This is a genomic window from Pontibacillus sp. ALD_SL1 (assembly GCF_017355605.1).
In genome coordinates, this window is the sequence record NZ_CP062974.1 from 2055778 (window position 1) to 2071691 (window position 15914).

Here is a 15914-nt window from a genome sequence, read left to right on the forward strand (position 1 = left end):
AATAAGGAGGAATTCAATATGAGTTATGGTTATGGTGGCGGTTTCGCGTTAATCGTTGTATTGTTTATTCTATTGATCATCGTTGGTGCTAGCTGGTTATACTAATTTAGTAGCGTCTAGAGAGAGCTAATTAGATAGCTCTCTCTTTACTTATGTACTACATTCGCGTCTGTGTTTTCACATATGATACACTTACCTTATTCATTATAATTTGAAAGGAGGCTGCCCTTTGTTTGACCAAGCCTACATTGATTATCTAGCTCATTTCCATGGCACAAGAGACTATTTTGAATGTCATGAACTCCTTGAAGAACGCTGGAAAGAAGATACACCGCTAGACAAGAACGCGGTTTGGGTAGGCCTCATCCAACTAGCTGTTTCCTTGTATCACCATAGGCGTAATAATTTCATTGGAGCTAAAAGAACCATTGAAAAAGCAGAAACCATTTTAACTAGCCATTACGGCAATCTAGGTCAGTATGGTTTAGACGCTAAGGCTTTACTATCTACAATTGATTTAATTCGTGAACGAATCGATCAAAACAAACCATACAAAAGCATAGAACTACCCATTCTGTCTTCAGAACTTAAAGAAGCCGCCTCAACAAGATGCAAAGAGTGGGGCATCTCATATAATACACCTAGCAATCTAGAAGACGTATCTATCGTGCACCGCCATTCTATGCGGGACCGTTCAGATGTTATACAAGAACGAAAAGATGCATTAGTAGAACGGCAAAAAAATCGTTAACTAACGAAAAAAGCCAGCTCCTCCTTTCAGAGGAGCTGGCTTTTCTCATTTTATAACTTAAAATCATGAGCCACAGTGGTCTACAAATGCTTCGGTATATTCATTAGAACAAACATCATAACGGTCACTTAGCTGTTGCTTCACCGCATCTACCATACGCTTCCCAATCCCTGAATTCCTATGAGATGGATTGACCGTTAAATGCTGAATAACAGCTTTTGATTGATCATCAAACTGTATACCAATTGCGCCCAGGATATCTTCTTCTTTCCAAAGATACAATTGCCAGTTATCATTACTTTCATATTCCCTGATTGTTTGCAATAACTTCTTAACGTCTTTCTCCTCGGGCATGAAAGATAGAAGACCCATGGCAATTTTTTCAAAACTTTTCTTATATCGAATTAACATATTAACCCCTCATTATGAAAATAAATTGCCAATGATTGACAACAAGATGATTACAATAAAATTTATTTTTAGCTTCCTATTCGAAGTGTTTATATAAACTTATTTAAAGTTAGCATCTTTGGTCTGTCAGATATGACAAACTTCATTACTTAATCACAAAAAGGATCCAGTATACGACGCCCCATGTCATACTCACTCCGAGTAAAATAAAGAAAAGGGTCCAATTCTTTTTCCTCATCTTTTACTCCTCCCTAATTATAACGACATTCGTTAAATATGCAAGCCTTTAAACGATTAGTATCGCTTCTTCTTAATCAAACACGCAGCATCTTTCATAACCAAGTACCCATCTGACTGCTTACCTTTGATACTAAATGGAATGAGGTTAATGATAAATAACCACCCATTAAAAACCATCATTAATGAAACAATTGGATAAGGAGCATAGAGGTAGATTCCCCAACAAATCACCGCTCCTACTAAACTAAATAATGGTCCACCTAATGATATAGCCATCCGATCCCCCAGGGAGAAGCCCTCTCGCTTATCATAAGAAACCATTGCACCCAAGAAATACCACAAAGCGATATGTATGCGAAAGGAAGGGTTTACTTGAATTTTTAGAGATGGACCAATTCCTAAAAAAACCTCCACACGCTCCGCACCAGCTGTACGAGCCAATAAGGAATGACCTAACTCATGCAAGAGCAAACAAAAAGGCGCAACTATGAAAACAAACCATACGAAAACTACCATCTAAAGGCTCCTTCTCTCCAAATCTATACATATTCTCCCCCTCTTCACCGAATAATGCAAGTCTACAGTCAAAAACTCCCGCCCAGAATTTTCAGCTTTGTTCTTCTAAAGGGAAGTATTGTTGAAGACTCGAAGTTGAGTGAGTTTTTCCGTTTGCTTTAAATGAGTGTAAGGTGGGCCGTTCACCTCTTTAAAGCAGGGCTTGCTCGGGGACTGCGAGACTCCCGCGGGAAAAGGAGCCTATCTAGTTCCGGCGTGGAGGACCTAGCGAGACAAGTCATCTTTTTTACAAAGGCTTACCGCCTTTTCCAAAAAGCTGCCTTGTCCGTACGGTCCTAGGCACCACGCCTATACTTTTAAACTAAGGAAGACCCCGCAGGGAGCAAAGCGAATGAGGAGGCTTCCCAGCTCCCCGCAGGAAAGCGAGTTGTCCCCGAGCAAGCCCAAGCAATCATAAACATAACGGCCCCTTCCAGCTGAGATACCTCAACTTCGGGTATTCTATATAAGGAATCTTTTAATAAAAAAAGACTGTTCCATTTACATGGAACAGTCTTTAGAGAAAATATTAGTCTTCCCAAACTTTAACTTCTTGCATCACGTCACCTGGATGAATGCGTAGCACAGTATCCATACCATCTGTTACTTGACCAAATACCGTGTGTGCACCATTCAAGTGTGGCTGCTCTTCGTGTACGATGAAGAACTGGCTTCCGCCTGTGTCTTTACCGGCGTGAGCCATGGATAAAGAACCAGCTTGGTGAGTATGTGGATTACCTTCCGTTTCACATTTAATTGTGTAACCTGGGCCACCTGTTCCGTTCCCTTTAGGACAACCGCCTTGAGCAACGAAACCTGGAATGACACGGTGGAATGTTAAGCCATTATAAAATCCTTCATTCGCTAACTTTGCAAAGTTTTCAACTGTGCCTGGTGCTTCATTTGGGTAAAGATCAAAATGGATCACTTCACCGTTTTCGAATGTAATTGAACCTTTATTCATGTATAGTTCCTCCTGTAAATTATGTTCTCCTATTTAGACGCCTTCTGGTGGAGTGTAAGGTATATCTAATCGAGTCATTTCCTGATAAGATTCCCGCTTGATAACCAATTGATGATGACCGTTTTCTACGAAGACAACAGCAGATTTCGGAAATCGATTATAATGATTGCTCATAGAATAACCATAAGCCCCTGTACTAAAGGTAGCCAAAAGATCTCCACTCTCCACTTCCGGAACATCTATATCCCATATTAACATATCTCCGGATTCACAGCACTTCCCTGCGATTGAAACAGTTTTTATCTTCTCTTGATTTAGCTTGTTAGCAACTACAGCTTCATATTTGGCTGAATATAACGCTGGACGTAAATTATCAGTCATACCACCATCTACTGCAACATATGTACGCACATTGGGAATCTCTTTAATGGACCCAATTGTATATAGAGTAACCCCTGCATCACCAACAATGGCGCGGCCAGGTTCAATCCAAATCTCAGGCTCAGAAAATCCATAATGTTCGACTTGTTCTCTCACTTCTCTCACTAACTGATGCACATAGTGAGACAGTGGCAATGGTTCATCAGATTCAGTATATTTAATCCCAAATCCGCCACCAAGATTCAACACTTCAGGATAAAATCCGTATGTTTCTTTCCAAGACCCTAAAGCTCCGTAAAGTTTGCGAATGGCCATGATGAAGCCATCAGTCTCAAAAATTTGAGATCCAATATGACAATGCAAACCTTTTAAGTTCATATGATGCTGATCTTGAAGTAGGTATTTAACAGCTTCTTCAGCTTGCCCATTCCATAGATCGAAACCAAACTTCGAATCTTCTTGTCCTGTCAAAATATAATCATGTGTATGTGCCTCAATACCCGGGGTCACACGTAATAATACATCCATTGATGCATCTCTTTCAGCCAATAGACCTTGCAGCAATTCCATTTCCCAAAAGTTATCTAAGACAACACAGCCTATTTGATGTTCAATGGCCATTTCTAATTCAGGAATGCTCTTATTGTTTCCGTGTAAATGTATACGTTCAGGAGGAAATTCAGCTTCAAGAGCTGTGTGCAACTCTCCTTGAGAAACTACATCAAGACTTAGCCCTTCATCTTTAGCTACCTGTAGCATTGCTATAGAAGAGAATGCTTTTGATGCGTATGCGACTTGCGCTTGAACTCCTAAATCTTTAAACGTTCTCACAAAGTTACGAGCATTCTCCTTGATTTTATTTACATCATATACAAAGAGCGGTGTACCATATGTTGAAGCAAGCTCAACTGCGTCTACCCCACCTAATTTTAAATGTCCTCTGCCATTCATATCGTGTATCATTCTTCTTCACTCCCATTCTACCCAAGACCATTAAAAAGAAGACAGAATAGACTGCCTCCTTTCATTCATTAGAATATTAAAATAAATTTACCACACCACTAGGTGTTATTCAATAAACAAATGTTATTGGCGTTGGTGGTTTTGAGGTTTCACAATGCTTGGTCTATTCTTTGATAGTGGCACTGCAACACGGAAAACAATTTGCATTAGAGCTCCAAAATTAAATGGAAGGAAAGGCCACAAATACGGAGTATTCAAAGAATTTGTACGAGTTAGCAATAGAATGTAGAGTGTAAACCCAATTACAAACCCTTTTATTCCAAAGGCCGCAGTAATCAACAACAATGTAATCCGGCTAATTTTATTGGCAACACTTAGTTCATAACTAGGTGTGGCAAACGACCCTATAGCACTCATGGACACATACAAAATGACCTCAGGTATAAATAATCCCACGTCAATTGCAATTTGCCCAATTAACACGGCAGCAATTAGACCCATTGCTGTTGAAAGAGGGGTCGGAGTATGGATGGCTGCTATCCTCAGAAACTCAATCCCTATATCCGCAATTAATAACTGTGCAAATACCGGAATATTACTCTCATCGTGAGGTCCAATAAATTTTAATGATTGAGGTAATAAAGTTGGGTCATCAACCATCAAAAGCCAAAACGGCAATAAAAATACAGACATGAAAATGCCTAAGTATCGAACCCATCGAACAAAAGAACCAACCATCGGAGCCTGACGGTATTCTTCAGCATGTTGAACATGGTGGAAGAAGGTAGTCGGTGTAATAATCATACTCGGTGAGGTATCCACCATTATTAATACATGACCTTCAAATAAATGAGCAGAAGCTACATCAGGCCTCTCTGTGTATCTAACAAGAGGAAAAGGATTCTTCCCTTGACTAACGAGATATTCCTCGACCGTTTTGTCCGCCATAGATAATCCATCTGTATCGATATTCTTTATTTCTTCTTTAATGAGATCAATTAAATCTGGATCCGCTACATCTTGTAAATAAGACAGACAAATATCTGTTTTAGAACGTTCACCCACTTGAAAAATTTCATGGCGAAGTCTTTCATCCCTTACCCGCCTTCTTGTTAAAGAAGTATTTTCGATAATATTTTCTGTGTAGCCGTCACGAGACCCGCGTACAACTTTCTCTGTGTCTGGTTCACTAGGTGATCTCCCGGGGTACATACGCACATCTACAATAAATGCTTCGTTATATCCCTCAACAAACACAATGATTAAACCTGAGAGGAGCTGAGTCGTAGCTTCTCCTAAATCTTTTACCTTTGACACTTGTTGATGTACTAAACGATTTTCTACGATGGAAAATAATTTAGACTTATTATGCCGTTCAACATCGTTTATCTCTACTAACTTCTTCATTAATTCAATTATATATTGGGTATCACACATACCTGTTAAGTAATAAATATCGATATCTTTTTCAAATACTTTAATTTTACGAAACCCCAAATCAAATGAGATTCCTACACCAACGCGATCTTTAAGAAACTGCTCATTTTCTTGTATTTTGGAAGAGATCGGTTGACTACTCCCCTTTTTCATTTTCATCAGCCCTTTCCAAAATCAGTTCAATTGCTTTTCTTGTTATTGGCGCTCCTTTTTTTAAATCGTCTTGACCATACATTTTCCCAATATCACCAATAGCAACGACGGTAGGGATATCCAGCTCATCAAGCGAATAAACAGTATCACCGCTAATCCGTCCGAACTCTATTTCCCTCTCGCCTTCTTTATCAACACCTTGGGCTACGATCTCGCCTCTACGATCAATGGCAAAAGTAAATCTAGACCATTCACTGTAACGGGTATGAGAGGCCACTGCAATTGCTCCTATAATTGTAATAGACAATTCTTTCGCCAGATCGAGTAACACTTGCTCCCCTGGACCCACACCTTGAATACCTGCATCATCTAACAGAACATAAACAGGCTCTTCTTCAGCTCTATTTACCGCTTTTATAATTTCTTCAGACGAAGCAGTAGTTGGATTTGCTGAATATTGGGCAAGAGAAGTGCCCCCAACCTCTCCCGCAAGGTAATCAATGGCTTTCCTGGCATACTCGTCTCCATCTGTGATGACAATAACTTTTTTGGAAAGCATATACATCTATCCTTTCGGTTTGAATATGAGAGCCACTAGAAAGCCAAATAAAATGGCAGAAGCGATACCTACAGATGTTAAATGAAAGATCCCTATTCCGATACCAAGAAGCCCGTTCTTGTCCGCTTGCTCCATTGCACCGTGTAGTAAAGAATGTCCAAAACTTGTAATCGGAACAGTAGCACCCGCACCAGCAAACTCAATTAACTTGTCATAAATATCAAACCCATCAAGCACAGCCCCTGAAACGACGAAAGACGCCATTACATGAGCGGGGGTCAACTTGAATACATCCAGTAAAATTTGCCCTATGACACAAATTGCACCACCCACCACAAACGCCCAAACATAATCCATTATTGACCCTCCTCCCTCATTAATACGACCCCGTGTGCAATGGTTGGGATTGATTCCTTTTGCTGAACCATTGTTGGACTCATTAGAGCGCCTGTAGCTACGACTAATATTCGCTGGTATTTCCCTTTTTCTAGAGCTTGAATTAAATGGCCATACGTTACAACAGCTGAACAAGCACAGCCACTCCCACCCGCAAAAACTTCTTGATCGCTGTTATAAATCATCAATCCGCAATCATTGTGCATTTGGTCCACATTGTACCCATCTTCTTTTAACATGTCTTTTACAATTGGACTTCCTACACCTGAAAGGTCACCAGTTGCAATAAGATCGTAATCAGATGGCAACCTCCCCATATCTTCTAAATGTGTCTTTATGGTGTCATATGCAGCAGGAGCCATAGCAGATCCCATATCGAATGGATCCTTCGCACCGTAATCCATGACTTTACCAATGGTTGCTGCTTCAACTCTTATATTTGACTTTTTCTTACTTACTAATGCAGCTCCTGCTCCTGTTACTGTAGAAGTAGCTGTCTTAGGCTTTTGCCCTCCATATTCAGTCGGATAGCGGAATTGCCTTTCAGCTGTAGCATTATGACTACTTACAGCAGCTACTACATGATTAGCAAACCCTCCATCCACAAGAGCACTACCTACCGCTAACGTTTCCATTGAGGTTGAACAGGCGCCAAACATACAAAGGAAAGGGATAGATAGAGATCTGGCTAAATAATTAGACGTCACATTCTGATTTAATAGATCTCCTGCCAAGAATAGATCGACTTGTTCTTTTGTGATGTCTCCTTTTTCAATACAGGATTGCACCGCAGTTTCCATTAACTTACGTTCAGCTAATTCCCAATTCTCTTCATTACAATGAAGGTTTTCAAAGCTCGTATCAAACGTACCAGCTAATGGCCCTTTTGCTTCCCTCGGACCTACCGCTGTACCTGTAGCATTAATATAAATGGCGTTTTCATAAACCCACGATTGCTTCCCTTGTTTCCGCATAAAGACCACCTCCTATAGAATTAGCTTGATGACATATCGGATAATACCGACTACATACGCCGCCACAACTCCAAAAACGATGACAGAACCCGCTAATTTAAACATGTTCGTTGCCACCCCGAGCACGATTCCCTCGCTTTTGTGTTCAAGAGCTGCACTTGTAATTGAATTAGCGAACCCTGTAACAGGAACTGCTGATCCTGCGCCAGCAAACTGCCCGATTTTATCATAAACGCCAAATCCTGTGAGCAAGGAAGCGATTAAGATTAAAGTAGTCACTGTGTAATTTCCAGCTTCCTTCTCGCTAATATCCATAACATTCATATAGAGTTCCGTCAGAACCTGACCGAACGTACAAATAAGTCCACCTACTAAAAATGCTTTAAGACAATTCCCAAACAAGGCCGGTTTGGGTTGGTACTCTTTGATTGTATTGTTATATTGCTGCTGATTAAACTTTTCACTCATTATCGTCACCTCATTTATTTAACGAAAATCGTCCATTGAAACAATGATCCCGTTATTTTCCCTAGCACGATTGCCATTAAAAACCATAACAGACTCCGTTCTAACCCTATACGCCTAGCTAGAATCGGAAATACATTCAATACTTCTGTCAATGCAGCCGCTAACATTCCTATAAACACTCCATGAAACAAGCCCCAAACTGAACTCAATAAATAAGGAAAATTAAAAGGGATATCATTAAAAGATAAAAACGTTCCTGTTAAAACCCCAAGTACAACACTTGCTTCATACCACTTCGTATATACGGCACTCTTACTTAACTGAATCAGCCGAGGAATAATACCAAGTACCGTTAAGAAAGCAACAAATCCCGCCCCTACCGCAAGCCCTCCTGCTAAACCAATAAATAGTTCAATCATTTGTGTCATGATTCTTATAATCCTGATTGATATGGTTTTCGTGATAAGATACATACTGATCAAGGTCCTGCTGGTATTTGTGCATCTCTATTTCCAGGGGACTTGGCTCTTCATTAATTCGCTTCTTAAACAAATGGTTAAAGAACAGAATCATTCCAACACCTAACCCGACAGAGTATGGAATTTGAAGCCATAGCGGGTGTTTCACTTTGTTACCCGTTAGCAGAAAGTGCAGATGTTGATGTACTTCCTCCATACTTACGTCGTAATGGAAATTCATTATCGCCATACCAGCACCAATGAATAACAATAGCCAAATTAAAACGACATATAAAAGAGAAGGTTTCTTTTTCTTAGATGGAATCATAACAATGGTTTGATTTGGCCCCAAAGGCTGAAACTCAGCATCTTTAAATGTTTGACTTAATTGATAGATGACTCTAAACACATCAATGATGACTATATTCTTATCTTGTTTTGAAACGGTGTGAATCACCACTCGGTTTAGCTTTTCAGTTAACCGCTTGTTAGCAGAAATGAGCGCTATATCAGATAAGTAAATCACCTGATGACGATATCCGTTTATTTTTTGCCGCATCCTTATATAAACGATCTCGCTCATCTTCCACCCTCCTTAACAAGAAATATTTATAATTAGTATGAGTTTCCTGTACACGAATCATGCGTTTACATGTTATGTAAAATTAAGCGAATAAAAAAGGTGCCTCCCCACGATGAGGAGACACCTTTTTTACTCGTTCATTTGATTTTTTATAAAAGCCAAAATCTTCTTCTCAAGCCTTGAGACTTGAACTTGAGATATGCCAAGCCGTTCCGCTACGTCTGATTGTGTCTGATCTTTGAAATATCGTAAGTAAATGATCAGGCGTTCTCGTTCATCTAAGGATCGAATCGCCTCTTCTAAAGCCATCTTGTCAAACCACTTAGTATCCTGGTCCGCAATTTGATCAAGAAGGGTGATCGGGTCGCCGTCGTTTTCATATACCGTTTCGTGGATGGAGTGTGGAGCTTTCGAAGCCTCCTGAGCTAACACAACGTCTTCTGCAGAAAGATCTAGTTCTTTGGCTAGTTCTTGAACAGTAGGAGCGCGGCCATAAACTTTTGTCAGTTCGTCTTTTTTCTTTCTGATTTTATTCCCTGTTTCTTTTAGGCTGCGGCTAACTTTCACACTGCCATCATCACGTATAAAACGTTGAATCTCGCCGATAATCATTGGAACTGCATAAGTGGAAAACTTAACATCATAGGAAAGATCGAACTTATCTACCGACTTCAATAAACCAATACAACCGATTTGAAACAAATCATCTGGATCATAACCACGATTTAAAAACCGCTGTACAACCGACCAGACTAAACGCATATTCTTCTCAACAAGGATATTCCTTGATTCCTGATCGCCTTGTTGACTTAATGCAATATACGCTTTAACTTCTTGATCCGATAATTGTTCTTGTTTTTTATTTTGTTTTAGTTCCACATCCATACGCATGACCCCTTAATTACATAAGGTTTTGCTTTTTTTTAGGTGCTTGACTAACCGAACTGTCGTGCCTTCCCCAGGAATTGATGTAATGTCCACTTCGTCCATAAAGTTTTCCATGATTGTAAAGCCCATCCCAGAACGTTCTAACTCCGGTTTTGATGTGTATAAAGGCTGTTTGGCTTCATCTACATTCTCAATTCCCGTACCTTTATCCCAGATTGAGATAGAAACCGTTCCTTCCGTTATTTCACAATCAATATGAACCAACCCTTCCGGAAAGCTATCATAACCATGAATAATAGCATTGGTTACCGCTTCAGATACCACTGTTTTAATTTCAGTAAGCTCATCCATCGTTGGATCTAACTGTGTAATAAAAGCCGCAACAGTCACACGTGCGAACGACTCATTTTCACTCAAGGCAGAGAATTGGATATGCATTTCATTCTTCATTAGGAAGCCACCCCCAACGTTTCAAGTGCAAACGCTTCGTTTTCTTCTAAACGAATAATCTTAAACAATCCCGACATTTCAAACAACCTTTGTACAGCAGGAGATATAGAACAAACCACCATCTCGCCGCCTTGTTGCTTAACTTCTTTATATCTTCCTAAAATCACACCTAATCCCGAGCTATCCATAAAACTTAGCGCTTCTAAGTTCAGAATGACGTGCTTCAGGTTTTGCTTTGATAAGATGTCCTGCCAGTCATTACGTAAATTTTCTGCTTCATGATGATCGAGCTCACCAGATAAGCGGACCAATAAGACATGCTGTTTAGTTTCAAAGTGAACTGAAAGACTCACTGGTATTTCCTCCTTGTTAATGGGTTAATGAGTCTTTCTTCTTTTTTATGACTATTTCCTGCATCGTGACAAAACTAGTCGTAGTTCGAGTAAAGATCTTAAATTTAGCGTTGTTTCACCATTTCACTCATGGAGCGTTTAAACAGCGTCCACACCCCTGCTTCCTCAACCGTTTCATTTACAACTACATTTGTTTTAGATAATGGTTTACCATTACTTGTAATCGTAAGTGTTCCAACTGTTTCGCCTTTTTGAATAGGTAAAGTTAAGTCTTTTTTATACACCAATTTTTCATCTACATTTTCTATCGTTTGACCTTTTTTCTTCAATACCGATACAGATTCACTTGTTACTACATCGACTTTTGTCTTAGCCGCTCGTATATTTTTAAGTATATCAACAGGTTGATGACGTTCATATAATGACTCTGTCTCATAATGATTAAATGCATAGTCAAGCATGGCTGATATATCAGCATTTCTATCTTTCGGAGATTCAGCACCCATCACAACTGCGATGACTCTCATATCATCTTTCTTTGCAGTTGCCGTTAGACAGTACATTGCTTCTCGTGTAAAACCAGTTTTCAATCCATCTACACCCGTATAAAACTTAACCAGCTTGTTCGTGTTCACAAGCCAAAACTCGTTGTCAGTACCTTTTCTAAGGTAATCTTCATAAATACTTGTATATTTTGTAATTTGTTCGTGCTTCAACAATTCTTTAGCCATCACAGCCATATCATGGGCAGTACTGTAATGATCATTAGCTGGTAAGCCTGTGGTATTTTGGAACTTTGTATTTGTAAGACCAAGTTCTTCTACCTTTTGGTTCATTTGCTTCACAAATGCCGCCTCGCTACCAGCAATCCTCTCCGCCAATGCAACAGAAGCATCATTACCAGAAGCTACAGCGACTCCTTTTAGAAGCTCTTCTACCGTCATCTCTTCACCAGGCTCCAGGAAGATTTGCGATCCTCCCATAGATGCTGCATATTCACTTGCTCGTACTTTTTCGTTTAACTTTAGCTTCCCTTCATCTAAAGCTTCCATTATAAGGATCATCGTCATAATTTTTGTCATGCTAGCAGGAGGAAGTGACTCTCCTGAGTTTTTCTCATAAAGAATCTCACCTGTATCACGCTCTAGCAGAATGGCTGACTTTGCACTTTCTACCAATTCTGGACCTGACTCTTCTTTCGCATAAGAGACAGGTGCAAACATTGTCATTATCATTGTTATCAAAATGAACCAGACACCTATTTTTTTCATAGAGGTCCCTCCAATCTTTATGTTAGCTATTTTTTCCAAGGGATCAGAATATATAACAACAAAACCAAAAAAACTTATCTTTACCTTTTTAAAGTGCTAAATGGTGTCAGACACCATTTAGCACTTTAAAGTAATATGTTGAATAAAAAAATAGCTCAATGCTAAGGCACTTGATAAAAGTGCTCTCAACATTGAGCTAGTTAATAATAAACCTTTTTTATTTTTCTGTTACCATGTCGTGAATAAGAGTAGGGGCTTCTACTTTATTCGTTGAGATTGTGATATTCTCGTAAAGTTTTTGTTTTACGTCCTCTACGTTTTCTTGATTAGCATGTATTGTTAGAAGAGATTCTCCAGCTTCTACATAATCGCCTACTTTTTTATTTAAATAAAGACCTACTGCTAAATCAATTTCAGATTCTTTCGTTGCACGCCCAGCACCAAGCATCATTGCCGCTGTGCCAAGTTCATCTGCTACGATCTCTTCTACAAACCCAGCTTCTTTGGCCTCAAGTTCAACTTTATACGAAGCCTCTTTCATGACACTTGGGTCTTCAACGACACGCTCATCGCCGCCTTGAGATTGTAAGAACGTTGCAAATTTCTCGAGCGCTTTGCCATTATTCATATTCTCTTGAAGCTTCTCGCGCGCTTCATCTAAGGTATCAGCTTTGCCAGCTAACACAACCATTTGGCTACCTAGAGTCAGGCAAAGTTCTGTAAGGTCTTCTGGACCGTTTCCTTTAAGTGTTTCAATTGCTTCATTCACTTCTAACGCATTTCCGATCGCACGCCCAAGAGGCTGGCTCATATCAGAAATAACAGCCATCGTATTACGACCTACACGGTTTCCGATTGCTACCATAGCTTCTGCTAAAGCCTTTGAATCCTCTAAACTCTTCATGAATGCACCAGCGCCTGTTTTAACATCTAATACAATCGCGTCTGCACCAGCAGCAATTTTCTTACTCATAATCGAGCTTGCAATTAAAGGAATGGAGTTAACGGTAGCCGTTACGTCACGAAGACCATAAAGCTTCTTATCTGCAGGTGTTAAGTTGCCTGTTTGACCGATTACAGAAACCTTGTTTTTATTCACAAGCTCAATAAATTCACTCTTATCAATTTCTACGTGGAATCCTGGCACTGCTTCAAGTTTGTCGATAGTACCGCCTGTATGACCTAGGCCACGTCCACTCATTTTTGCAACGGGAACATCAAGTGATGCAACAAGAGGTCCTAAGATTAGTGTTGTTGTATCACCAACACCGCCTGTAGAGTGCTTATCGACTTTAATCCCTTCAATAGCAGACAGATCAATCGTGTCCCCACTCTTCACCATTTCCATCGTCATGTTTGCACGTTCTTCGTCATTCATATCTTGGAAGAAGATTGCCATGCAAAGGGCACTTGCCTGGTAATCAGGTATTTCACCATTCGTATATCCTTCAATGAAAAACGTGATTTCTTCTTGTGTTAGCGCTTGACCATCGCGTTTTTTAGCAATAATATCATACATTCTCACTTTTCAATTCCCCCAGTATCGTCTTCACTGTTACAGTGATTTTGTAAGTTCTTTAACAAAGTTTAAAAAGTCTTGTCGTACTTGCTGTGTTGTTTCAATTACCTCATCGTGCGTTAAAGGTTGATCTAATATACCAGCAGCCATGTTAGAAATACAAGAGATGCCGAGTACATTCATTCCAGCATGGTTCGCTACAATAACTTCTGGCACAGTTGACATACCAACAGCATCTCCACCCATTGTACGTAGCATGCGCACTTCTGCGCCTGTTTCATAAGAAGGTCCAGTGTTTCCTACATATACACCTTCCTGCACCTTAAGCCCAAGGCGATCTGCGCAAGCTTTAGCATGATTTGTAAGCTCTACATCATAGGCTTTTGACATGTCCGGAAAACGAGCGCCAAGTTCATCATCGTTCTTACCGATAAGTGGATTGTCACCCATATTATTAATATGATCAGTAATAATCATAAGGTCTCCTGGCTTAAAGCTTTCATTTATACCACCTGCAGCGTTTGTAACAAATAGCGATTCAACGCCAAGTTGTTTCATTACACGTACCGGGAACGTCACTTGCTTCATGTTATAACCCTCGTAATAATGGAAACGGCCTTGCATTGCAATAACTTGCTTCCCTTCAAGTTGTCCAATCACTAACTGTCCTTTATGTCCAGCTACTGTTGATTGCGGGAAATGAGGAATGTCCCCATAAGGAATGGTTACAGCATTCTCAATTTCGTCTGCTAATACGCCAAGTCCTGATCCAAGGATCATTCCAACTGTCGGTTGTTCGGATAATTTTTGTTCAATAAATTGTGCTGCTTCTTTAGTTTGTACTGCGTTCATGTGTACGTCCTCCCCTTACTTTAAATCTTTTAAGAAACTCTTGCCGTGTTCAGGCATTTTAATGTTAAAGTTCTCTGCTACTGTAGCACCGATATCAGAGAATGTTTCACGAAGGGATAACTCTTTCCCTTCATCAAATTGCTTGTTATAAACAAGTAGTGGGACTAATTCTCGCGTATGGTCTGTGCCGTGGTGTATCGGGTCATTTCCATGATCCGCTGTAATAAGTAATAAATCATCTTCTTTTAGTTTGTCTAAGACTTCTGGTAGACGTTGGTCAAATGCTTCTAAAGCTTCACCGTATCCCTGAGGATCACGACGGTGCCCATATTTCGCATCAAAGTCAACAAGGTTTAAGAAGTTCAGCCCAGTAAAGTCTTTATCCATGGATTGCACCAGTTTGTCCATACCATCCATGTTATCTTTCGTACGAATCTCCTCTGTAACACCTTCTCCATCATAGATATCAGAGATTTTACCCAAAGCGATTACGTCATAATTCTCATCTTTCATTTCATTCATCACGGTACGACCAAATGGTTTCAACGCGTAATCATGACGATTAGATGTTCGTTCAAAGTTGCCTTCTTCACCTACAAATGGACGAGCAATGACACGACCAATCATGTATTTCTCATCCTTCGTTAACTCACGTACCATTTCACAGATTTCATAAAGTTCTTTAACAGGTACTACATCCTCATGAGCGGCAATTTGAATAACAGAATCAGCAGATGTATAAACAATAAGAGCTCCTGTTTCTACATGTTCAGGTCCTAGTTCGTCTAGAATAGCTGTTCCTGAAGCAGGTTTGTTTCCAATAACTTTACGTCCACTCCGCTCTTCAATCTCATCGATTAATTCTTTTGGAAATTCCTCAAATGTGCGGAATGGGGTATCAATGTAAAGGCCCATAATCTCCCAATGACCTGTCATTGTATCTTTCCCATTGGAAGCTTCCTGCATCTTGGTGTAATGAGCTAGCGGCTTGTCTGCTGGATCGATTCCTTGAAGAGGGCGGATATTGCTAAGACCAAGTTTGCTCATATTCGGCATATTAAGCCCCTTCATGTGCTCAGCAATATGCCCTAACGTATCAGCGCCCTTGTCATTAAATTGTTCTGCATCTGGTGCTTCACCAATCCCTACTGAGTCTAATACGATTAAAAATACACGTTTATATTGTTCCATTAATTCGATCCCTCCTATAAAGTTTACATTCCCTTATTGAACAAATCTATTCAGTTCAGGGATAGTGGTATGATGTCAGACATCAATTTTTTGGAAA

At 39.9% G+C, this 15914-nt stretch carries 20 protein-coding genes; 2 read left to right on the forward strand and 18 right to left on the reverse strand.

Going from position 1 to position 15914, the window contains the following annotated elements:
- The first annotated feature begins 18 nt into the window (after window positions 1–18).
- Complete coding sequence (locus IMZ31_RS10390; RefSeq protein WP_036779535.1) at window positions 19–105, forward strand: YjcZ family sporulation protein; 87 nt, start codon at window positions 19–21, stop codon at window positions 103–105.
- Window positions 106–229: 124 nt separating this feature from the next.
- Window positions 230–751 carry a DUF309 domain-containing protein gene (locus IMZ31_RS10395; RefSeq protein WP_207527314.1) on the forward strand — a complete coding sequence of 174 codons (522 nt, stop codon included), beginning with the start codon at window positions 230–232 and terminating at the stop codon, window positions 749–751.
- 63 nt (window positions 752–814) lie between these two features.
- Here IMZ31_RS10395 and IMZ31_RS10400 read toward each other — a convergent pair whose 3' ends face one another.
- From IMZ31_RS10400 to deoB, 18 genes are all read right to left on the reverse strand, one after another.
- Window positions 815–1162, reverse strand: a complete 348-nt coding sequence (locus IMZ31_RS10400; protein WP_207527315.1) for a GNAT family N-acetyltransferase — start codon at window positions 1160–1162, stop codon at window positions 815–817.
- 294 nt (window positions 1163–1456) lie between these two features.
- Window positions 1457–1918, reverse strand: a complete 462-nt coding sequence (locus IMZ31_RS10405; protein ID WP_207527316.1) for a site-2 protease family protein — start codon at window positions 1916–1918, stop codon at window positions 1457–1459.
- Window positions 1919–2486: 568 nt separating this feature from the next.
- Window positions 2487–2921: a peptidylprolyl isomerase gene (locus IMZ31_RS10410; RefSeq protein ID WP_207527317.1), complete on the reverse strand. Its 435-nt coding sequence runs from the start codon at window positions 2919–2921 to the stop codon at window positions 2487–2489.
- Between the two features lie 33 nt (window positions 2922–2954).
- Complete coding sequence (gene lysA / locus IMZ31_RS10415; RefSeq protein ID WP_207527318.1) at window positions 2955–4265, reverse strand: diaminopimelate decarboxylase; 1311 nt, start codon at window positions 4263–4265, stop codon at window positions 2955–2957.
- A 123-nt stretch (window positions 4266–4388) separates the two neighbouring features.
- Window positions 4389–5855, reverse strand: a complete 1467-nt coding sequence (locus tag IMZ31_RS10420; RefSeq protein ID WP_207530369.1) for a spore germination protein — start codon at window positions 5853–5855, stop codon at window positions 4389–4391.
- The gene (locus IMZ31_RS10425) at window positions 5839–6414 is read right to left on the reverse strand and encodes a stage V sporulation protein SpoVABEA (RefSeq protein ID WP_207527319.1); all 576 of its coding nucleotides are present in this window, start codon (window positions 6412–6414) and stop codon (window positions 5839–5841) included. The genes IMZ31_RS10420 and IMZ31_RS10425 overlap by 17 nt, the downstream gene beginning before the upstream one ends.
- Window positions 6415–6420: 6 nt before the next feature.
- Window positions 6421–6771, reverse strand: coding sequence for a stage V sporulation protein AE (gene spoVAE, locus IMZ31_RS10430; RefSeq protein ID WP_207527320.1), 351 nt, complete (start codon window positions 6769–6771; stop codon window positions 6421–6423).
- A complete protein-coding gene (gene spoVAD, locus IMZ31_RS10435) occupies window positions 6771–7784 on the reverse strand; it encodes a stage V sporulation protein AD (RefSeq protein ID WP_207527321.1) in 1014 nt (337 codons plus the stop codon). Before spoVAD ends, spoVAE begins: the two co-directional genes overlap by 1 nt.
- 12 nt (window positions 7785–7796) lie before the next feature.
- Window positions 7797–8252, reverse strand: a complete 456-nt coding sequence (spoVAC, locus tag IMZ31_RS10440; RefSeq protein ID WP_207527322.1) for a stage V sporulation protein AC — start codon at window positions 8250–8252, stop codon at window positions 7797–7799.
- A 14-nt stretch (window positions 8253–8266) separates the two neighbouring features.
- Entirely contained in the window at window positions 8267–8680 is a 414-nt protein-coding gene (locus tag IMZ31_RS10445) for a stage V sporulation protein AB (RefSeq protein ID WP_305849387.1), read from the reverse strand.
- A complete protein-coding gene (locus tag IMZ31_RS10450) occupies window positions 8664–9293 on the reverse strand; it encodes a stage V sporulation protein AA (protein WP_207527323.1) in 630 nt (209 codons plus the stop codon). Before IMZ31_RS10450 ends, IMZ31_RS10445 begins: the two co-directional genes overlap by 17 nt.
- A gap of 129 nt (window positions 9294–9422) precedes the next feature.
- A complete protein-coding gene (gene sigF / locus IMZ31_RS10455; protein WP_207527324.1) occupies window positions 9423–10178 on the reverse strand; it encodes an RNA polymerase sporulation sigma factor SigF in 756 nt (251 codons plus the stop codon).
- A gap of 12 nt (window positions 10179–10190) precedes the next feature.
- Window positions 10191–10631, reverse strand: a complete 441-nt coding sequence (spoIIAB, locus tag IMZ31_RS10460; protein WP_207527325.1) for an anti-sigma F factor — start codon at window positions 10629–10631, stop codon at window positions 10191–10193.
- Complete coding sequence (gene spoIIAA, locus IMZ31_RS10465; RefSeq protein WP_036779570.1) at window positions 10631–10984, reverse strand: anti-sigma F factor antagonist; 354 nt, start codon at window positions 10982–10984, stop codon at window positions 10631–10633. The genes spoIIAB and spoIIAA overlap by 1 nt, the downstream gene beginning before the upstream one ends.
- Window positions 10985–11088: 104 nt before the next feature.
- Window positions 11089–12255, reverse strand: coding sequence for a D-alanyl-D-alanine carboxypeptidase family protein (locus tag IMZ31_RS10470; protein ID WP_207527326.1), 1167 nt, complete (start codon window positions 12253–12255; stop codon window positions 11089–11091).
- A gap of 217 nt (window positions 12256–12472) precedes the next feature.
- Window positions 12473–13780, reverse strand: a complete 1308-nt coding sequence (locus IMZ31_RS10475) for a pyrimidine-nucleoside phosphorylase (protein ID WP_207527327.1) — start codon at window positions 13778–13780, stop codon at window positions 12473–12475.
- Window positions 13781–13810: 30 nt separating this feature from the next.
- A complete protein-coding gene (locus IMZ31_RS10480) occupies window positions 13811–14626 on the reverse strand; it encodes a purine-nucleoside phosphorylase (RefSeq protein WP_207527328.1) in 816 nt (271 codons plus the stop codon).
- Window positions 14627–14641: 15 nt separating this feature from the next.
- Window positions 14642–15817 (reverse strand): phosphopentomutase, encoded by a 1176-nt coding sequence (deoB, locus tag IMZ31_RS10485; protein WP_207527329.1) that lies wholly within the window; start codon window positions 15815–15817, stop codon window positions 14642–14644.
- Window positions 15818–15914: the final 97 nt, after the last annotated feature.